Genomic DNA, 21,399 nt, shown 5'->3' with positions numbered 1-21,399 from the left:
ACCACACTATGAAAGCACTTTACACTCCACAACGCAGCTTGGCTCAAGCAGCCAAAGTCATCACCATCGATACCACCGTGGTATAGCTTCCTGTGGCCGCCTTAAAGGCAGGTACGCAACAACTTTTAAGTTCCTTATAAATTAACTAATTGTTTCTCATGAAAAAATCTACAAAACTGTTAAAGTGGGCAATAAAAAGGATGCAGCAATGCCTCCAATTTTTGTTGCACGCTTTTTCCCCACGGCCTTCTGGGCATGGGCCGGAAAATCGGCCTGTAAACACTGCTCTGCCCAGTGGTACCACTACTTTTTGGCACCGTCCACTATGGTTGGGGATTACCCTGCGTAGGACTACGATGCAACACTTAATGGCCCATCAGCACCATGCTGATGAAACAACCGATCATGATCGACCCATGAATCGGTTCAGTTTATTTAGCCTTACTCCTGCCAAGTCTTTGATGACGGTGTTGAGTACGGCTTTTGTCGTTTTATTCCTTTTTTTAGCTGAAACAGCCCAGGCCCAGTCGGGTAGAGCTTTCCGCGATTTTAACGGCGATGGTTTACAAACGGGTGCTGAGCCCGGTGTAGAAGGCATCATTGTCAAATTGTATGGCAATGCCGCCCCACCCCTTGCCGATCAATTGATTGGTACAACGGTAACTGGCTCAGATGGGACCTACAATTTTGGGGTATCGGTGACCAGCGGCCGGGCGGCCAATGCGAATGAGAAATTGCGGGTTGAATTTGACATTCCTGTCACATTCAATTGCAACCTGGCCAATCCGGTGGATTATACCAGTGTAGCTGGGGCGGTTTATGGATCCAGTGTACAATTCATCACTGGCCAACAAAGCAACATCAATTTTGCCATCAACTATCCCGGTCAGTGGGTAGAAACCGACAACCCCGATGTGTTTTTGCCCTGTTATTTCTTTGGGGATAACGTCAATGGCAATTCGGACATCAAAAGTGCTGCGGGTTTGGTGGGTTACAAGTTTTTGGACAGTGGGGTGCCTACCGGGCATTCCAATAGTACGGGTGCCAATCCGCCTAATGTACTTGCAACTTACGAACAAGTAGGGGCATTGTACGGGGTGGCTTTTTCCCGTCAGGCCCAAAAGATATTTACTTCCGCAGTGATGCGTCGGCATAGCGCTTTTGGCCCCTTGGGCTCGGGCGGTATTTATATGGTTGATCCTTATGCTGGATCACCTATTACTGTTAATTTTTTGGACTTAGATGCGATTGGTATTGCTACTCGGGGAGCTGGAGCTTATCCCGCTAACCCTGGCAACAACACCAGCCCCGTAAGTACGGTGATTGGTACCAACACTGAAAGAGATTTGAACTTGGATGCCTTTACCCCCAGTACCGACCTTGCGGCTGGTGACCAGGTGGGAAAAGTATCCATAGGCGACATCGACATTTCTGACGATGGTCGCTATTTGTATGTAGTGAACTTATTGGATCGCAGACTATACGAAATTGATTTGGGTGATGCCCTAAACCCAACTGCACCGACCATGGCCGAAGTGGCTACCAGGGTACGTAGCTGGGCTATTCCAGATCCAGGTGTTGACACCAAAGCTGGTGAACACCGTCCCTGGGGTTTGAAGTTTTACCGGGGCAAATTGTTCGTGGGGCTCGTACTCAGCGGACAAGATGCAGCTGGCGAGGTAGTGAGCGACATTACGGCCAACGGCAACGGCGCTCAAATTAGAGGATACGTATTTGAGTTTTCCCCAAGTGGACCGGGAACATTTACGCCTTCACCGCTACTCGATTTCAGCTTCAACTACGGTCGCGAACGCCCCTGGATTCCCTGGGGTTACAGCACCAACCCGGCGCACCCTTCCCGCCATTTTACGGGAGACCAGCGCGAGGTAGCGGAGCCGATTATCGCCGACATCGAATTTGATGATTCAGGCAGTATGTTGATTGGTTTGTTGGACCGCAAAGGCCATCAATACGCCATCAACAACAATGATTTTAACGGCAATATTCGCGACTACGAATATTCCACGGCCGGTGAATTGTTACGCGCCAATGTTACCGAAACGAATGGCAGTTGTATCTATAGCATTGTCACCCGTTCCGGTACTGCCGATTATTACAACGATAACCTGATTCACGACGAATCGGTACAAGGCCCCTTGGCTGTATTGCCAGGTGGTGGCGACGCCATCGCGGTGTGGTTGGACCCCATCAACATCCGTTCGGGTGGTACCATCCGCCTCAACAACCTCACCGGTGCTCAAGTCCCAGGCTCAGCATATGAAGTCACCGACGATCGCTTTACCACGGATGCAGGCATTGATTTTGATGCTACGCCCAGTAAAGCCAATGGTTTGGGCGACGTAGAGCTGAGCGGATCCGTTGCTCCTCTGGAAATTGGTAACCTTGTATGGGCGGACAAAGACCGCGACGGAGTACAAGACGGGGATGAAAGAGGCATCGCCGGGGTGACCGTACAGTTGTTGTTCAACAACGCGGTGATCGGTACTACGGTAACCAGCGCCACAGGCAACTACTACTTCAACGACGACAATGTTGGCGTTGGTTTGCGGCCTGGCGTAATCTATACCGTCCGTATCCCTGCTACGCAGTACAACAATGGTGGTGTCAATGGTACTCCGCTTCAACGTATGCTGCTGACAGGCTCGAATGTGGGAGGTGTAGGTTTGCCCAATTACAGCGACAACGACGCCGTATTGAACGGTGGTATTGCTGAAATTTTGCTGACACTTTCCGATTTTGGTCAAAACGACCACACTTTCGACTTTGGTTTTGTCCCAGTCGATTATGGCGATTTACCTGCACCGTATCATACTTCAGTAGCCGACAATGGCCCCTCTCACCAGCTTGGTGCAGTATTGAAATTGGGTGCAAGTGTAGACTACGACAGTAATGGTATTCCCAATGCGACTGCTACTGGTGACGATACTGAAGCAGATGGCCCAGCTGATTACGACGCTGGCGACGACGAAAATGGCGTAACCCTGCCGATGTTCATCCGCAATCAGGCCGAAGACCTGGTCATCCCTGTGATGAACATGACGGGTAGCCCAGCCAAATTGGTGGGTTTCTTCGATTGGAATGGTGATGGTGACTTTAATGATGCCAACGAAATGTACTCGGTTACCGTAGCAGATGCGGCAACCAGTGTAACCCTGAACGATGTTACACCTCCTCCTGGAGCAGTACTGAATCGTCCGATTGGGATTCGTTTCCGCATTAGTACCGATCCTACTTTTAACACGGTAATGTCTCCAGACGGCCCACTGCCTGATGGTGAAGTAGAAGATTACGTGGCTACTGTAATGGCCTTCGACTATGGCGACTTGAACGATGCACTGGCCAATACTTCTGGTAATCCAGGTGCACCAACAACTCCTGCGGACCACCGTACGCTAACCAGCGACAATGGCCCACGCCATAAACTGACCACCAACGCCAACGGCGATCAGGTGATCCTGAAAATTGGTGCATCAGTTGACGATGAATTGGATGGACAACCTTCCGTAGATGCAGGCAAGACTGCTGGTGGAGATGACAACAACTCCATTCCTGCTGGTGGTGCCAATGACGAAGATGGCATCGATCCCGGAACTGTGCCACTGTTTACTTTGACCCAGACGACTACCCTGATCGTTCCAGTAATGAACATGACCGATCAAGATGCAAAACTGACCGTATACATCGACTTTAATAAAAATGGCGATTTTGGAGCAGGTGAAATGTTTTCAGTCATCGTTCCTAACGGTGCTACTACCGCATCGGTGGCTATACCTGTACCTATTTCTGCAGTAGTTGGACAAGAATTGGGCATCAGATTGCGCCTGAACGACGCCGATGAGCCCATGTCTCCATATGGCCCTGCTCAAACTGGGGAAATTGAAGACCATACCATCCAGGTAGTTGGTTTTGATTATGGCGATTTGCCGAATACATATGGAACTACCGATCCAAATGCACCCAAACACATCGTTTCAGAAAGCCTGAAACTGGGTACTTGTGCCGACAGTGAAGTCAATGCAAGCGTTGACCCAATGGCTGGCCTGATGGGCGGTGGTGACGATGGCAATGCCGGTCTCGCCGTGTTTGGTACTTGTGTCAACGGCGACGATGAAGATGGCATTCGTTTCCTTACCCCCATGGTACCGGGAGGACAGGCTTGTATTGAGGTTACAGCTATGAACACCTCAGCTGGTGCTGCGGTACTACAAATGTGGGTAGACTGGAATGGCAATGGAATTTTTGACGCTGCTGAAGCGGTGAGCTTCCAGAATGGCGGCGGTATCATTCCAAACGCTGGTATGTCTACACAGACATTTTGCTTCAGTGTACCTGCCGACGCAACTTTTGCCGCAGGCAATGCCTTTGTACGCTTCCGCTTGAGCCCAACGGGTGGTTTGGAACCTGATTCCCAAACGGCCCCTGTACCTTTTGGTGAAATCGAAGATTACAAACTACCATTAGGCAAACTGGGTAACCTGGTTTGGGAAGATTATGACTTCGACGGCCAACAAGACGCTGGAGAACCAGGTATTGCCAATGTTCCAGTTACCCTGACTTGGGCTGGTTTGGATGGCAACCTGGCAACTACCAACGACAACGAAATCTATACCACCACCACTACCGCCAACGGGACTTATTATTTCTGTGGCTTATTGGGTGATGAAACTTATAAAATCACAGTAATCGCCCCTGCGGACATGACGCCTACCCGCGCCAACCAAGGAGGTAATGACGTGATTGATAGTGACGGCGCCATTACCGGGATGGATCTCACCATGGTGATGGAAACCGTGAATTTGGGCAATGTCCTGACTTTACCTACTGGCGAAAACGGTCTGCAGGACAGCCCGAACAGCCTGAATGGTTTCCCTGACAATCAATTCGATCAAACCCATGATTTTGGATTTGGTAGCCTCGATTATGGTGATTTACCAGAAGACAAAAATTACAATACCACCATGGCCGAAGGTGGCGCAATACACGCCATTACGCCTGACCTGCGCTTGGGTGCTACCGTCGACCGCGAACGCGATGGACAACCCGATGCCAATGCGGGCAAAAATGGCGGTGGCGATGGCGCTGATGAAGATGGTATCAAATTCATCACCCCACTTGTACCTGGCTTTACGGCTTGTATCGAAGCTACAACGACCAACACTACCGGAGGCAATGCTTATTTGCAAGGTTGGATTGATTTCGACGGCGATGGCATTCTGGAAGTTGGCGAAGAATTGGCGTTGAGCAATGGAGGCCTGGTTGCTGCCGGAACCCAAACTACACAATACTGCTTCACTGTACCTTCTACTGCGCTATACGATCGCGGCATGGCGTTCATTCGCTTCCGTTTGAGCAGCACTGGCGGTTTGAGCGTAGATGGACCAGATAAATTCAATCCAGCTTCAGTAGTTCCGATTGGTGAAGTGGAAGATTACAAACTGAATTTGGCCAAAGTTGGTAACATCGTTTGGTTTGACCGCGATGCCGACGGCATTCAGGATGAGTCAGAAAAAGATTACGGCATCAATGGCGTAATGGTCAGTCTGATTTGGGGTGGTGCCAATGGGGTACAATCAACCGATCCTGCCAACCTCGTTGGCGACGATCGACTGTATACGACCCAAACTGCTACTTTGGACAAATTTGGCAATCCTGTTGTAGGTGCTCCTGGCCCCGATGACAAGCGTGGTGAGTACTATTTCTGCGGATTGATTGAAGGTGATTACAAAATCATCGCCATGAATCCAACGAACATGGTTACGACTACGGCCAACCAAGGTTTGGAAGATGATCGCGACAGCGATGGGGATCAATCTCAAATTGCTGGTGCAAATAAATCAGTCGAAACTTTTACGATTGAAAACGTATTGGACAACCCAATTGGTGAAGACGGCATCGAAGATCAGGAATTGATCGATGGTTTCTCAACCAATGTGGTGATGAACTTCCCCGATAACCAGGTTGATCAAACGATTGACTTCGGTTTCATCAGCCGCGATTTTGGCGACTTGCCAGAAATGCCACAAGGGGAAATGTTCCCAACTACCATCGCCAACAATGGCCCAACCCACACCGTACCTGATCCAACCCTGACTCCGGAGATCCCCTTGATTTATCTGGGCCCTAGCGTGGACACCGATGTAGACGGTCAGCCTGCGGCAATGGCTAACGGTGACGACAACAACGGAACCGACGATGAAAACGGCATCCGGGTATTGAGCCCAATGGTGCCAGGATCAGAGTCTTGTGTAGAAGTAATCAGCAATGTGCCTGCTGGAACCATTGCTTACCTGCAAGGCTGGATCGACTGGAACGGCAATGGCAAATTTGATGCCAACGAACAGGTGACCACCGATCGTCCCCTTGTCAGCGGCAACGGCGTAGTAACCAAAGTATGTTTCAACGTACCAGCAGATGCTACCTTCAACGAAGGAATGGCCTTCATGCGCTGGCGGATCAGCACCATCCGTGGCCTTGGCTTTACCGGTCAGGCACCTGATGGGGAAGTAGAAGATTACAAAGTAAACCTGGCTAAAATTGGCAACCTCGTTTGGAATGACGAAAACTTCAACGGCCGTCAGGACGCTGGAGAAGAAGGCATCGCCGATCAGCCAGTGAATGTACTGTGGGCTGGTGAAGATGGTGACATCACCACCACTGCCGACAACAAAACTTATCCAACGGTAACTGATGCGAACGGTGAATACTACGTTTGTGGTTTGATCCCTGGCAACTACAAAATCATCGTACCGACACCAGAAGACATGACGCCAACCCGCGCCAATGTTGCTGGCAATACTGTTGATGTGATCGACAGCGATGGCAGCATCACCGGTATGGATCTGACGATGGTGATGGAAACCTTGACGATTGTGGATGTAACCAACTTGCCTACTGGTGAGAATGGTTTGGAAGATACCCCCAATGTAGTGGGCACCTTCCCGGACAATCAAACCGACCAAACCCACGACTTCGGCTTCGCTGGACTGGACTATGGCGACTTGCCTGAAAAACCACAAGGGGAAGACTTCAATACCACCATGGCTGAGAACGGCCCGGTACACGTATTGGTTGATGAACTCGTATTGGGCAAATGTGCCGACGCAGAACGCGATGGTACGCCCGACGACGACGCTGGTGTATTCGACGGCAAAGACGGCGACCAAGGTGTTGGCGACGATGGCCGCACCAGCAAGTTTGGGGTAGGTGAGGAATGTACCGATGATGAAGACGGCATTCGTTTCATTACTCCTCTGGTACCTGGTTTTGACGCTTGCATCGAAGTGACTTACACCGCTCCAGCTGGTGGTGCAGTACTGCAAGCCTGGATCGATTTCAACGGCAATGGCCAGTTGGAAGCTGGAGAACAAGTAAGCTTTGTTGGTGGAGGCGCATTGGCGGCTGGTACCAATCAAGTTGTAAACCTTTGCTTCAAGGTGCCATCCAATGCAGTATTCAACGATGGAACTGCCTTTGTGCGGGTTCGTTTGAGCCCAACCGGAGGTCTTACTGCCGATGGCCCTGCGAAATTCGACGAAACAACCATCGTTCCTCAAGGGGAAGTGGAAGACTACATGGTGAAACTGGCCAAAGTGGGTAACCTCGTATGGGAAGACCGCAACTGGAATGGCCAACAAGATGACCTGGAAGAAGACCTGGGCATCAACAATGTAGTCGTTGCACTGGTGTACGCTGGTGCCAATGGTACCGTTGAAACCTCCTTGAGCAATGTTAGCTTCCCGCTGACTGCTGTAGGCGACGACCGCATTTATTACGATACCACTAGCAATTATACTTATACTGATGCGAGCACCAAGCCTGGCTTCTACTACTTCTGTGGTTTGATCGAAGGGACTTACGACGTGGTGGTTTTGGGACCAAAAGACCTGACGCCAACCCGTCCAAACCTCGTGACCAATGCACAGGATGAAGACAAAGACAGCGACGGCCTGGAGACTGCCCGCAACCTGACTACTCAGCGGACTTTGTCCCACAGTGGACCTTTCACGATTGACAGCCAAAAGGAAATTTGTGAATTGGCTGAAGGAGAAGAAGGTATAGGAGATCAGGATTTAGCCAACTTGCTGGATGTAAACAACGTGGGTACTTTCCCGGATGATCAGGTTGATCAACGTTTCGACTTTGGTTTTGTGGCCCTCGATTTTGGCGACTTACCACAAGAAACCGACCGTACCGGTGTGAAGTACAATACCACCATCGCCGAAAATGGCCCCCGACACATTGTGAAACCTGACTTCTTCCTGGGTATGGGTGTTGACGCCGAGTTGGACGGTAACCCCGACGACGAAGCTGGCTCTAAAGCCTACGGCAACGACCAGGGAGATGATGCAACTGACACCGATCCAAACAGCTGGAAACAAGGCATGGGCACCGATGACGGCGACGGCATCCGCTTCATGACTCCGCTGATTCCTGGCTATGAGGCTTGTATTGAAATCAAGTATGCTTTGCCAGACAACTTCAACGGCCCTGATGGCTACTTGAATGCCTGGATTGACTACAACGGCAACGGCACTTTGGACGCAGGTGAAAAACTCGCCTGGACCAAACTGAATGGCGCCGCTGCTCCAATCGAAGGCAACACTGGTGCACTTGAACTGGAAAAATTGTACATGACCCAAGGTAATGGCAAAGTAGTGGTGTGCTTCAAAGTACCCGCTGATGCCAAGTACTTCGAGGGTGACATGTTTGCACGCTTCCGTTTGAGTGAAAACCCACGTTTGGGCCCCGATGGAATTTTGGCACCTGAGGCCAATTACACCGAAGGTCGTATCCCTTGTGGTGAAGTGGAAGACTACTACATGCCACTCTCCAAAGTGGGCAACCTGGTATGGGAAGACCGCGACTACGATGGCATCCAGGACATCAACGAACCTGTAATTCCGAATGTGCCCATCAAGTTGGAGTACGCCGGACCTGACGGTATCTTTGGTACCAATGACCTGGAGTACATCTACCACGACACCACCGATGTCAATGGCCGGTACTACTTCTGTGGCTTGATTGGCAACCTGGACCCATCCGGAGTAGCCAAACCAACCTACCGCTTGATCGTTTCCGATCCAGCAGGGATGACCGCAACTTTCAACAATCCTGATCCATCCGACGATGCTTGTGTGAAAAACAACAGCAACGGCGATGATCTGCTGATTGACGACCGGATTACCCGCGATACCTTCATGATCTTTGACCCAATGGGCTTGTGCACCACTGAAGCACATCCAAATGGCATCAATGACCAAACGACCATCAACGGTTTCCCCGATGGCCAATACGATGAAACCCGTGACTTTGGGTACGTTGGCTTCGACTACGGCGACTTACCTGTAGCTGGAACCAGCTACCTGACGCTGCGCGACTCTGTTTCTGCATTGTTTGCCAACAAATTTGGCCCACGCCACGCCATCCAACCCAAGTTGTACCTGGGTGAAGGCGTCGACGGTGAGCTGAATGGCCAGCCAGACGCAGACGCAGGCAGCAAAAATGGCGGCGACGACGACGGACAAGGCAAGTTCAAAAAAGGCCTTACCACCGATGACGAATCCGGTGTACGCCTCTTGAGCCCAATGATTCCTGGAGAACTGGCTTACATCAAAGTAACCTACACTTCCCAGGATACTGCTGCCAATGCGGGCAACCCAACTGCCACTGGTTATGTAGACCAAGCTGCATACTTGCGTGCCTTCATCGACTTCAATGGTGATGGCGACCTCAACGATGCTTCTGATCTCCTGACCTTTACCGCAGTCGGTACTAGCCAGTCTAACCTGGCCGATATCGTAGATACCAACAACCCACTGATGCCCGGTGGTGTGAACCAAATGCAGGTTTTCGCCTTCCGTGTACCGCTGGATGCCGTATACCGCGATGGAACAGCCTTCATGCGTTACCGCCTGAGCTGGGAAGCCAACGTTGGCCCAGACAACAATGCTTACCATACCACTACCTCGCCTTATGTGAATACTGCCCTGGCGTATCCACGTGGTGAAGTGGAAGACTACGCAGTACCTGTTGCCAAAGTAGGCAACCTGGCCTGGTTCGACCACGATGTGAAAGGTGACCAAAACGAAAACGATTATGTAGATACCCTCCAGTTGGTACTGGTATGGGGTGGGGTAGACGAACTTTCTGGTACATTTGATACCGTTGGGTACCAAAGCACCATGGGTTCTGCCGGAGCAGTGACCGACGTGTTGTACAACCTGTCGATTGCGCCACACCTCAACCCAGTCATGCCACCTGCTGGCAATGATACGCCTGGACAAATCGTGAGAACGAATGCGCAAGGCCGTTATTCCTTCGTGGGTTTGATCCCTGGTAACTACTACCTGATTCCGCTCAAGTACCTGCAAGGAGACAGCGCCAGCTTTGTCAATGCCTGGCCACGTCACCGCGTCTTGACCTTGAAGGACAACCCAGGAGTAAATGACCAAAATGACAGCGATGGTATGCCCGGCGCCTTGATCCGCGTCAACGACGGCAACGGTCGCGAGCCTGAGGTTTGTGTAACGCCACAACCCAAGAACGAAGCAGGAAACAGCGATGCCAGCGATGCAGCGGCCATGAACGCCATGCACCCAAGCGGCCATCCATTCCCCGATAGTTTGTACAACCAAACCATCGACTTCGGCTGGGTAGACGAACCAAACATCGAAGCCAATCTGGACATTGTAGGGGTGAACTACCCAACAAGCCAGATCTGCGGCAACTTCAACGTGATCATGCACCTGTGCATGAAGAATCCACAAGAAGTGCCACTCGATAGTTTGCAGGCACTGTTGAATTTGCAGAATGCCTACGGTGACGCGCTGTATACCGCGACAAAACCAAAAGTAAGCATCATCGATAGCTCCTACGTGACTTCACCTGCCGGAGTGAAAGTGAAAAAAGCCATGACGGCGGCAATTGCTGCCTTGAAGGTGAATTCCGCTTACGATGGTTTCTCCAACACCAGCTTGTTGGTACCAACGCAGGAAAACAGCAGCTTCTACATGCCTGGCGATTCAATCGTCTGCGTACGCATTGAGTTTGAAATTGACCCAACTAAGACCAACAAATATCCTTGGTCTTCTCAAGCCAGTGTGACGGCTCGTGCGGTTGGTTTCAACAAACAAACGGGTGCCAAGCGGCCACTGACCGATTACTTTGTGAAGAGCCCACGTTTTGGCAAATCCATCGTAGTAGGTGACTTGAGTGACGAGATTGACGATCCAATGAACATGGTTGGTTTGAACTATCCCGACGGTGGCGATGGCATCGCTTTCGAAGGAATGGTTGCTGACCGTGGCTTCAATGGTACTTACCTGTCGCCATTCTCCGCACCAAACGTAACCGGACGCGACAAGTACCTGGATGAAAACGACAAGACCATCCAAAACGACGAGTGCTGGCTGAAAACCAAGTGGAACAGCGGGGTAAGAGACGTGAACATCCGTTTGGATGAAAACTGTCAAGCCCTGGTGACTGCCAGCATGCTGGTACCTGGCCACGAAGATATTTGTGGATTTGACAAATATCCAGAAGGTAGCTACTACCGCGTGATCATCATCGACAAGAAAACGGAGCGTACCCTTTGGTCTTCTGCCTGGCGGACACCATTCAACGCTACCGAATACCTTGGCCGTGAGTTGGTTTACGAAGTGAAGAGTGTTGCCAACCATTGTAATCCACTGTGGGGCCGCTTGAACTTCGAAGACAAGAGTGTACCTGTCGTGACTTGTCCACCGAATACCAGCAAAAAACTCCCAAGCGGTACTTATACTTTTGTATGCACCGATGTGGATAGTGTATTCAACGTGAAGAAGTCCTGGACGGATGTGAACTATGCGTACTTCACTGGCCTGGCTACTGCTACCGACAACTGTGGCACACCTGTACTGGATAAAGTGAGCGACGTATTGTCCATCTTTGCAGATTGCAACGAGCAAGCCGATCGCGATTACGTGTATGCTCAAATTGCCAGAACCTTCTACTTCCGCGACGAGTTTGGCAATGTAGGTCACTGCACGCAGTACATCTACTTCCAACGTCCAACGCTGATCTTGCCTGATTGTAAGATCGAATTGCCTGCCAACCTCGCAGTTGGTGACAATGAGTTGAAGCCAATTGACATGGTGAACAAGTACAAACTCCTCGAGTCTGTGCCTTATTACCTCAATGGTGCTGGCAAACGTATCTACCTGACCGGTAAAGACTACTGTGGATTTGCGATGAATTATACCGATCAAAGTGTGTTCAACATCGGAGAGTGTGGTCGCAAGATCATCCGCCGCTGGTCGATCATCGACTGGTGCTACGGTACTGGCGAAGGCTATCCAGACTACCTGATCGCTGATGGTGCCTGCTATGCTGATGCCAGCTGGAACAACCACATCTACACCTGGGATCAAATCATCGTAGTGGGTGATGCGTCTGCACCAGTGGTGAAAGTTAAAGACCTGGATCACGATAAATACATCGGAACAGGCTACGCCAATGCACCAAATGCAGACCCACACACCGATAATTTGGCCAAAAATTACGATGCTGGCGACGTGCTGGAATATTCGGTTGGCCCGATGAACTGTGAGGCTAGCTTCCTTTTCAGCAAAGCTGACTTCATTGTAGAAGAAGCAAGCAAGTGGAACTTCAACATCGTGGTACTCGAGCGCAAGCCAGTCTACGACTTGGATAGACTGCCAACTGGAGCCTACGAAATGAAAACGCCGCTGGGTGTGAAAGTTACTGGTGACAGTGAAAAAGGTTACTCGATTACTGGTTTGCCCATGTTGAAAGACAGCGCCCGCGCTTATTTCATCCAGGTAACGGTTGCCAACGTATGCTACGGTTCAACGACCATTTTGGTTCCCATCCGCATCGTAGATCGGATAGCACCAGTAATGGTTTGTGACGACAAACTGGTCATCACTCGCGACAACCTGGGCAACGCCAAAGTAGCTGCAGTCGACATCAACGAAGGTAGCTCCGACAACTGTGGACCAATCGTGTGGATGAAAGTTCGCCGCCCAGTGGGTGATTGTGAAGCATCATTCCTGCGGATGCCACGCTTTGTGGACGCCAACGGCAACGGAAAGATCGACGCTTACGATCCGAACTCCACGAAGCCACAGGATTACATTGACGAAAACCGCAACAAAGTAGCCGATGAACTGGAGTATTTCCGCATCTCTACTGCTGGTGCGCTGATGTCGCCCATGTTGGATTCTGTGCCATTCTTCTGTTGTGACCCAGCCAGCGTAATGGTTGAACTTTGGGGACAAGACTGGATGGGCAACCGCAGCTTCTGCTGGAACAACATCACCATCGAGGATAAAACACCACCCGTGTGTATCGCTCCATGGGAAGTGACCGTACATTGTGACGACAAGAACCTGGCTTTCATCGACTCCAAAACCGCTTCCGCTAAAGCATTTGGCGATGTGATCATCTCCAGTGGTAACCTCTGCCTATCGGTAGATACGACCTATACTGTAGTGAAAAACCTGAAGTGTGGAGCTGGAACGATTGAGCGCATCTGGACCATCACCAAAGAAACGGGTAAAGGTCCGGTAACTGTAACTTGCAAACAAATCATTCGGGTTCTGCCTGTACGGGAATACAACATCTGCTTCCCTAAAGACGCGAACTTTGATTGCAAAACACCAATCATTGATACGGTTCTGACTGATGAACTGGGATGCGACATCTTAGCAGTCAATGTAAGCGACAAACGTTACGACGCTTCTAACGACGAATGTTACAAGATTTTCCGTACTTATACCGTGATCAACTGGTGTGCATACACCGATGCTTGTGGTGACCCCATGACGGAAGGCCATGTTTACGTGGTAGATCGGGCTAATTTTGAAAACTACGGCAAAGCACCAATCTATGTACTGGTGCGGGACGCCAACCGGGATCAAAACGAAGAATTCTACCTGTCGAAAGACCTGACACCAAAGAATACGGGTGATATCCAGTTTACTCCACCTTTCTGCGAGGCGAGTGGTGAATACTACCACAGCTTTATGTACACCCAAATCATCAAGGTGTACGACAGTGAGCTTCCAGTAGTAACGGGTATTCGGGATACTTTCTGCACCAGCCCAACGGCTTGTGTAGCCAGTGTGACCAAAGTAGTGACGATCAAAGACAACTGTACCGATCAAGTGGAATTGGAGCGTCAAATGCTGATGATTGCACCATTCCAGACCCTGGATGCTGGCGCGATGATCATGTATGCTACTCCACGCTGGAGCGTGAAAGAATTGGGCAATGGCCAGTTTGAAATCACAGTAAGCAACGTACCCGAAGGGCTACACGACCTGGTGGTAGTAGGTCGCGATGAATGTGGTAACCTGAGTGTAGCCACCCGGATCCCATTCGTAGTGAAAGACTGCAAGGCACCTGCTCCGATCTGTATCAACGGCTTGAGCACCGAACTGATGCCCGATGGCAACGGTGGTGGCATGATGGCAGTATGGGCCAATGATTTTGTTGCATCACCAATCTACGATTGCAACGGTCAAGGTCCCGAAACGAAGGATGGCCTGAAGGTCATCACCAAGTACTCCATCAACCGGGTAGGTGAAGCGGCGAACGCCAGCCAGACTGGCCTGAACTTCTCTTGTGCTGATGCAGGTAAGATCATCCTGGTAGAACTACATGCTTGGGATGAACGTGGCAACCACGACTTCTGCGTTACTTTTGTAGAAGTACAGGACAACCGCAGTTTGTGTGAACCTGGCAATGTCAATGCTGGCGAAATCAGTGGTTTGATCACCACCGACGACCTGGAACCCGTACTCGGTGCAGGTGTTGAACTCAGTGGTGGCGCCCAAATGTCATACAATACCAGCAGCACTGGTGGCTATACCTTCAGCAACCTGACCAAAGGCAGCGACTTCACTGTTACTGCTCAAATGGACAAAGACCACCTGAACGGGGTATCTACCTTCGACCTGGTACTGTTGCAAAAGCACATCCTGGGCTCACAGTTGCTCAGCAGTCCCTACCGCTTGATTGCGGCAGACGTGAACAATTCCAAGACGATTTCTACCCTGGACATGATCCAGATCCGAAAATTGATCCTGGGACTCGACACCAAGTTTACAAGTGTACCGAGCTGGAAATTCATCGATGCCAACTACCGTTTTGCTTCTGGTGCTAATCCTTGGGCCGATTCCTTCCCCGAAGTGGTGAATGTGAACGACCTGGCAGGTAAGGTTAAAGCCGACTTCATCGCCATCAAAATGGGTGACGTGAATGGCAACGCCAGCGCAAGTGGAGCAGTAGCGAGTGAAATTCGTGGAGCGAAGGACATGATCCTGAATACTACTGAACAATCACTGAAAGTTGGACAAACGTACGAGGTGCCTTTCCGGGCCAAAGATCTGGCGCAACTACAAGGCTTCCAGTTTACCCTTCAGGTAGCTGAAGCTGCTGAAATCATTGGCTTGGATTACGGAGTGATGAAAGCTGAAAACTTTGGCTTGTTCCAAAATGAAGGCATGATCACTACTTCGTTCCACAGCACAGCAGCCTTGGCTGATGACGCGATCCTCTTCACCCTCAAGCTAAAAGCCAACACGGCCAGCAACTTGAGCGAAGTATTGAACCTCAACAGCCGCCGTACGAACATCGAAGCCTACAACCAGCACAACGAAGTAATGGGTGTTCAATTGAGCTTTGGCAACAGCAACAGTCACGATCAGGCTGCTCTGTACCAAAACACCCCGAACCCCTTTGCTGATGCTACCTCAATCGGCTTTTACCTGCCCAGCGCAACCCGCGCTGTACTTACAGTAAGAGACCTAAAAGGTGCCTTGATTTACAAAGTGGAAGGCAATTACACCAAAGGCAACAACCAGGTGATCCTCAAGCAGGAACAACTGCGGGCCAGCGGCGTGATGTACTACACCTTGGAAACGAGCGACTTTACCGCTACCAAGAAATTGGTACTGATGAACCGATAATTGTAGATTTTTTATTAGCACATATTCACGAGGGCTCTCCATTAATGTGGGGAGCCCTCTTTTTGATTTGATGAGGTGGATTGTTTTGATTTTCAGACCCATTTTAAAGAAAAAGGCCCTAAAAATACACCAAATGGAGTATGGAATTCCCGTCTAAGTGTCCATCAAGTATCATTAGGAATGCTTAGTTTTGTGTTATTATTTCCAGGCCCATTGAAAGGTGATCAATAGTTTTGATTCCTAACATTTTAAATGAAGACACATGTTACTTCCTTTCTACAGCAATACCCATGTTGCTGTCCCAAAGAGGCCTAAGATCATCGACAGCCAAGTGGTTTTTGGTACACCCAGCCGCGATTGTTCAGGGTCGGGTATTTGTAAGGTTTATACCATCCACGCAGCGAAGCACCTCAATATTTCTTGCGAAATGGTGCCCGCTCGTCTTGCTGTTTCGGACAAAGATTTACTCCTTTCCTTCTCAGAAGTGGATTGTACTGAATCATTGAGGCAAAAACAGTTTAGAGGCATGCATTTTTGGGTAGAGGAAGCATTTCAATTGCCAAGTTGGTTGGCTCAAAAATTAAACATCCCTGCCGCTTTTATTCCCGCCGGAGGGTACCTGATTCAGCGGAAAAGTGGATTCATTTGGTTGAAACTGCCGATCACCTTCCATCACTATTAGGCTTAACGTTATTTTTATCCCCCCTTCTTTCTCCATCTAGAATGCGAAAAAAAATTATTTTTGTGGACTATGATGGTGGCTCTCAAAACCTTTGCAAAGACAACTTACTGTTTATTAATTTGTTGTGGGCTCCTTCTACCCACCGGCCATACCCAGGAAGTTCAGCTTGAAGTACTGAACAATGCGAATGGTTTGTCCCAAGGGATGATTTACGACATTTTGCAAGATCGTAAAGGCTTTCTTTGGTTTGCTACCCGAGGCGGGCTCAATCGATATGATGGCTATACCTTTAAAGCTTTAAAAAACGACCCATTCAATCCATATTCAATTGCTGACAATACCGTTCAAACCTTATTGGAAGACCGCCGGGGTTGGATTTGGCTCGGCACGGAAAACAATGGAATCGATATTTATGAACCCAACAGTGGTAAGTTTTTTCACCTCAATGTTGGCGAAAATGGATTATCCCACGGCAATGTAACTGCGTTGACCGAAGCGCCCGATGGAGCCATATGGGTAGGTACTAAGAATGGTTTAAACTGCGTGAAGATAAACAAACTACCTACACGATCTGCCGATCTGAGTACGGAGGCAAAGGTTGAACGATATTTCTGGGAGCAGCCTTCCGCAAGTGTGAGTCCAGCCAATTTATATGAGAGTGTGTTGTGTACCAAAGGAGGAATACTCTGGGTTGGAAGCCAACGCAATGCCTATCGATACGACCTGAAGACGCGCAAAAAAGAGGTGTTGCCTACAGCAGAACTCAATGTCTCTATAACTACACAAGCCAATTATTTTACTCAAGACCCTCAAGGTAACGTTTGGCTAGGGCAAAGCAGCCGAGTCATCCGTTTTCGCAAGGATAAAATGGACATTTTTCCTTTTCCTAAATCAGACCTTCCTTATACGACCTATCTGGCTTTTGATCATCGAGGGAATTTGTATGTAGGTAGACGGAAATACATTTACTTTTTTGCTCAAGATGACCTGGCAAAAAATAGATCCCTGGCACCCAAGGTGTTTTTTAAATTCCCCATGACCGGAGTAATGGGGTCGACAAAAATTCATTGTGATCGAAATGGCTTGCTTTGGATCGGAACCAACGGGTATGGCATTCGTAGGTATAATTTAGTTAACCAGTATTTTCAGCATTTTTTACCTGGTATTAGCGCACGTCGTCTTTGTGCTGATCGTTTTGGCCAGCTTTGGGCCTGGGAAAATACCTCTACGATTAAATTGGTCGATGAGGAAAGTAAAGTGACCACTCGCCCATTTATTGAAGGGGGGGAGTTTTTTAATCATGACTTATTGCAGGCTCAGGACAGTTCTTACTGGTTTTTGGGTGAATGGCGTGCCGGACCATCAGGAGCTGGGGTATTGATTCAGAAGGGCGCAAAAACTGGCAGTATACAAAGGTATCCTAGCCCAATAGAGGTTGGGATTTTTAGCCAAATTTTAGAAGATCACCTAGGCAATATTTGGATTTTTGGCCGCAACAGTGAAATGGCACGCTTTGATGTAAAAAATAAAAAATTAACTACCTTCTCTTATGCGTCATTGACTGGAATAAAAGAAGCGAGTTACGCCAAACTTGAGGATCAAAACAAACATTTTTGGATAGGGTCGCCCCATGGCTTGGTGCATGGCGTCTTGGGTGAAACAGGGCAGATGCAATTCAGGTTGCATCAATGTGATCCACGGAAAGCAAGCTCTCTTAGTAGCAATGTTATCCTCTCCTTGTGTGATGATCCAGAAAACCCGAAGGAGATATTGTGGGTAGGCACCAGAGGCGGAGGGCTTAATTTATTCAATAAAAAAACTGGAGAATGCGAGCATTTCAACATAAATAATGGACTTCCCGATGATGTGATTTACGGCATTTTACCCGATGCCCGAGGAAATCTGTGGCTTAGCACCAATTCAGGTTTATCCAAGTTTACACCCAAATCCGGTCATTTTGAAAATTATTCCGCTGCGGATGGCTTGCAAGACAACGAATTTAATACCGTTAGCCACGCCAAAGGATACGATGGACGTTTGTTCTTCGGTGGGGTGAATGGCATCACCGCCTTTTATCCAAAAAAAATTGCGCCAAATATCAACCCTCCCGAAGTGTTTATTACTGCGTTGAAAATCAACAACAAAACAACTTTGCCAGGAGCTGGAATTTTAACCCAAAATATTGAGACCACTAAATCAATAACCATTCCTTTCGCTCAAAACCACATCACCCTGGATTTTGTAGCGATGGACTTCGCCGCTGCTACCAAAAATCAGTTTCGCTACCGTTTAGAGGGAGTGGACAAAAAAGATGTTGAGTCGACTACCGTACACAGTGTCAATTACAGCAATCTCCCTCCCGGTAAACACACCTTTAAATTGTCTTCTGGTGGAGCACATGGGGTTTGGCCAGAAGAGCTTAAGCCAATGCTCACGATTCGAGTTCTCCCTCCTTGGTGGCGCAGTCCGTTTGCGTACACCTTATATGTCTTGTTGATTTTTTTGGGAGTTTACCAATTTATTCAATGGCGGGTAAGGCGAGATAAGGCCAAAAACCAGCGTGAATTTGAAAAACGGGAGTTGGAACGCATTCAGGCGCTGGAGCAAATCAAAGCCGATTTTTTTACCAACATCACCCATGAATTGCGGACACCGATTACCTTGATTGTTGAACCACTACGCCAATTGTTGAATCAACCTCAAGCTGAAAATTGGCTTGCCAAAGTGCAAATTGCTGAACGTAGCAGTAGCAAATTGTTACACCTCGTTAATCAACTACTTGATTTGGCCAAACTGGAGGGCAGGGCAATGAAACTCGAAAATTCCTGGGGCTCGGTGGATGATGTTTTAGTGAAAATTGCAACGGCTTTCGAAGCAGCCGCAGTACGCAAAAACATTACGCTAAGTGTGAACCCTATCGGAAATAAAGTGGGGGAAAGTTATTTTGACTCGGATAAATTCGAAAAAATCATCAGTAATCTGTTGTCCAATGCTTTAAAATTTACGCCAGAAAGGGGGAATGTTCAACTGCAATGGTATGCTGAACAGGCAGAGGTAGGAAAAAAAACACTGTTTGTAGAAATCAAAGATACTGGACCTGGCATTGCAGCTGAGCACCAAGCGCACATTTTTGAACGCTTTTACACTTTGGACCGGACTGTTTCTGATGCCCAAGCCAGTACTGGAGTGGGATTGTCCTTGTCTAAAGAACTGGCTGAAATGATGGGTGGCCAAATTGAAGTAGAAAGCACCGTGGGGATGGGGGCTTTGTTCCGGCTGCGTTTGCCCTTGCAAATTTCCCCTTTGGGTCACAAAATGCTGCCTAACCAGCTGAATACTGTGGATACACAAAAAAGCAATCAGCAAGCTACTTCGCACGAAGGGACGCTGGTACTTGTAGTGGAAGACAATGATGACTTACGTGATTTTTTGGTTCAAACTTTACTCGAAAAATATGAAGTAATCAGCGCCATCAATGGAAAAGTCGCTTTTGAAATGGCCTGTGAGCGCATCCCGGATGTAATCATTTCTGACTTGGTGATGCCGGAGGTAGATGGCCTGGAGTTATTACAACTATTGAAAAATGAAATTACGACCAGCCATATTCCGCTTGTATTGCTCACCGCAAAATCAAGCCTGGAAAGCCGCATCAAAGGGCTACAGTACGGCGCAGAAGCCTACCTGCCCAAACCATTCAATACCGAAGAATTGAAGGCCTGGATTGACACTTTATTGGAAAATCGTCGCCAGTTGCAACTTCGGTTGAATAAAAATCACCGCGATATGGTAATCGGGGAGCAGGCCATTACTCCAGCGCCTGAAACGCCAGTGAGGTTGAGCGCTATAGATGAGGAATTTCTACAACGCCTGGAACAGGTCATCAGCCAAGAGCTGGAAAACGAGAACCTCAATGTAGAAGACCTCGCTCGCCTGCTGTTCATCAGTCGCTCCCAATTGCACCGCAAAGTCATTGCACTTACGGGATTATCAAGCACGGAATTCATCCGCAAATTCCGCCTGGAACATGCCATGCATTTGTTACAAACTGAACGAGGCAAAGTTTCGGACATTGCCCAAAGGGTTGGTTTCCGCAATGTCAAATACTTTTCTACTGCGTTCAAAGAGCATTTTGGGAAGTCCCCCAGTGAAATTTGACGCCATACTTTTCCCAAAAAAGCGGTTTTTAACTCAAAATGACACAGTAGCAAACCCAATTGCAACGTCAGCAAACCTTGTTTTTATGATTTCTGCCCATCTTTGCTCTCGGAAAACACTTGAACCCATAACGAAAATAGAAGGAGTCAATAATATTTCATGTGCCCGTAGTCCCGTACTACGGGCACTTTTTTATTAATAAGCTCATTTTTTGGTCAAATTTTAAAGTAGAATCAATTAAGAATCACTAAAGATGGATAGAAATTGAATGAATGTTTGTAAATTTGTCACCGACCTAAATGTTGAGTACTAAGTTCAACCTACTTTACAAGACTTAAATGTTTCTAATCAATCATTTTCTTATGAAACAAACGACCTTTACTAGCTGGATGACCAAATCCGCAAGCGCGTGCTTGATGATTTTGGCTTCACTGGTTTTTGGTTCCAACCTGACTGCACAGTCAACCAATTGCGGTTGTTACAATGTGACAGTTACCTTGGATGCCAATTGCCAATTTACGCTTACCCGTAACCTCGTATCTGACGGATCTTGCGCCGGAGCATACGTAC

The 21,399-nt window shown here is 48.7% G+C and carries 4 protein-coding genes; all 4 read left to right on the top strand.

What is annotated here, in order from left to right:
* The first annotated feature begins 158 nt into the window (after nt 1-158).
* Nucleotides 159-15,992: an SdrD B-like domain-containing protein gene (locus tag ACEW9O_RS01975; protein WP_373548438.1), complete on the top strand. Its 15,834-nt coding sequence runs from the start codon at nt 159-161 to the stop codon at nt 15,990-15,992.
* A 262-nt stretch (nt 15,993-16,254) separates the two neighbouring features.
* On the top strand, nt 16,255-16,674 hold the full coding sequence (locus ACEW9O_RS01970; RefSeq protein ID WP_373548437.1) for a hypothetical protein: 420 nt from the start codon (nt 16,255-16,257) through the stop codon (nt 16,672-16,674).
* Between the two features lie 69 nt (nt 16,675-16,743).
* Nucleotides 16,744-20,829 carry a two-component regulator propeller domain-containing protein gene (locus tag ACEW9O_RS01965; protein WP_373548436.1) on the top strand — a complete coding sequence of 1,362 codons (4,086 nt, stop codon included), beginning with the start codon at nt 16,744-16,746 and terminating at the stop codon, nt 20,827-20,829.
* Nucleotides 20,830-21,191: 362 nt separating this feature from the next.
* A partial coding sequence (locus ACEW9O_RS01960) for a hypothetical protein (protein WP_373548435.1) occupies nt 21,192-21,399 on the top strand: 208 nt, incomplete at its 3' end.

Source organism: Haliscomenobacter sp., assembly GCF_041740695.1.
In the GTDB taxonomy this organism is placed as follows: domain Bacteria; phylum Bacteroidota; class Bacteroidia; order Chitinophagales; family Saprospiraceae; genus Haliscomenobacter.
Note: the sequence above shows the minus strand (reverse complement) of the source record. Positions and strands in the feature narration are given on the sequence as shown.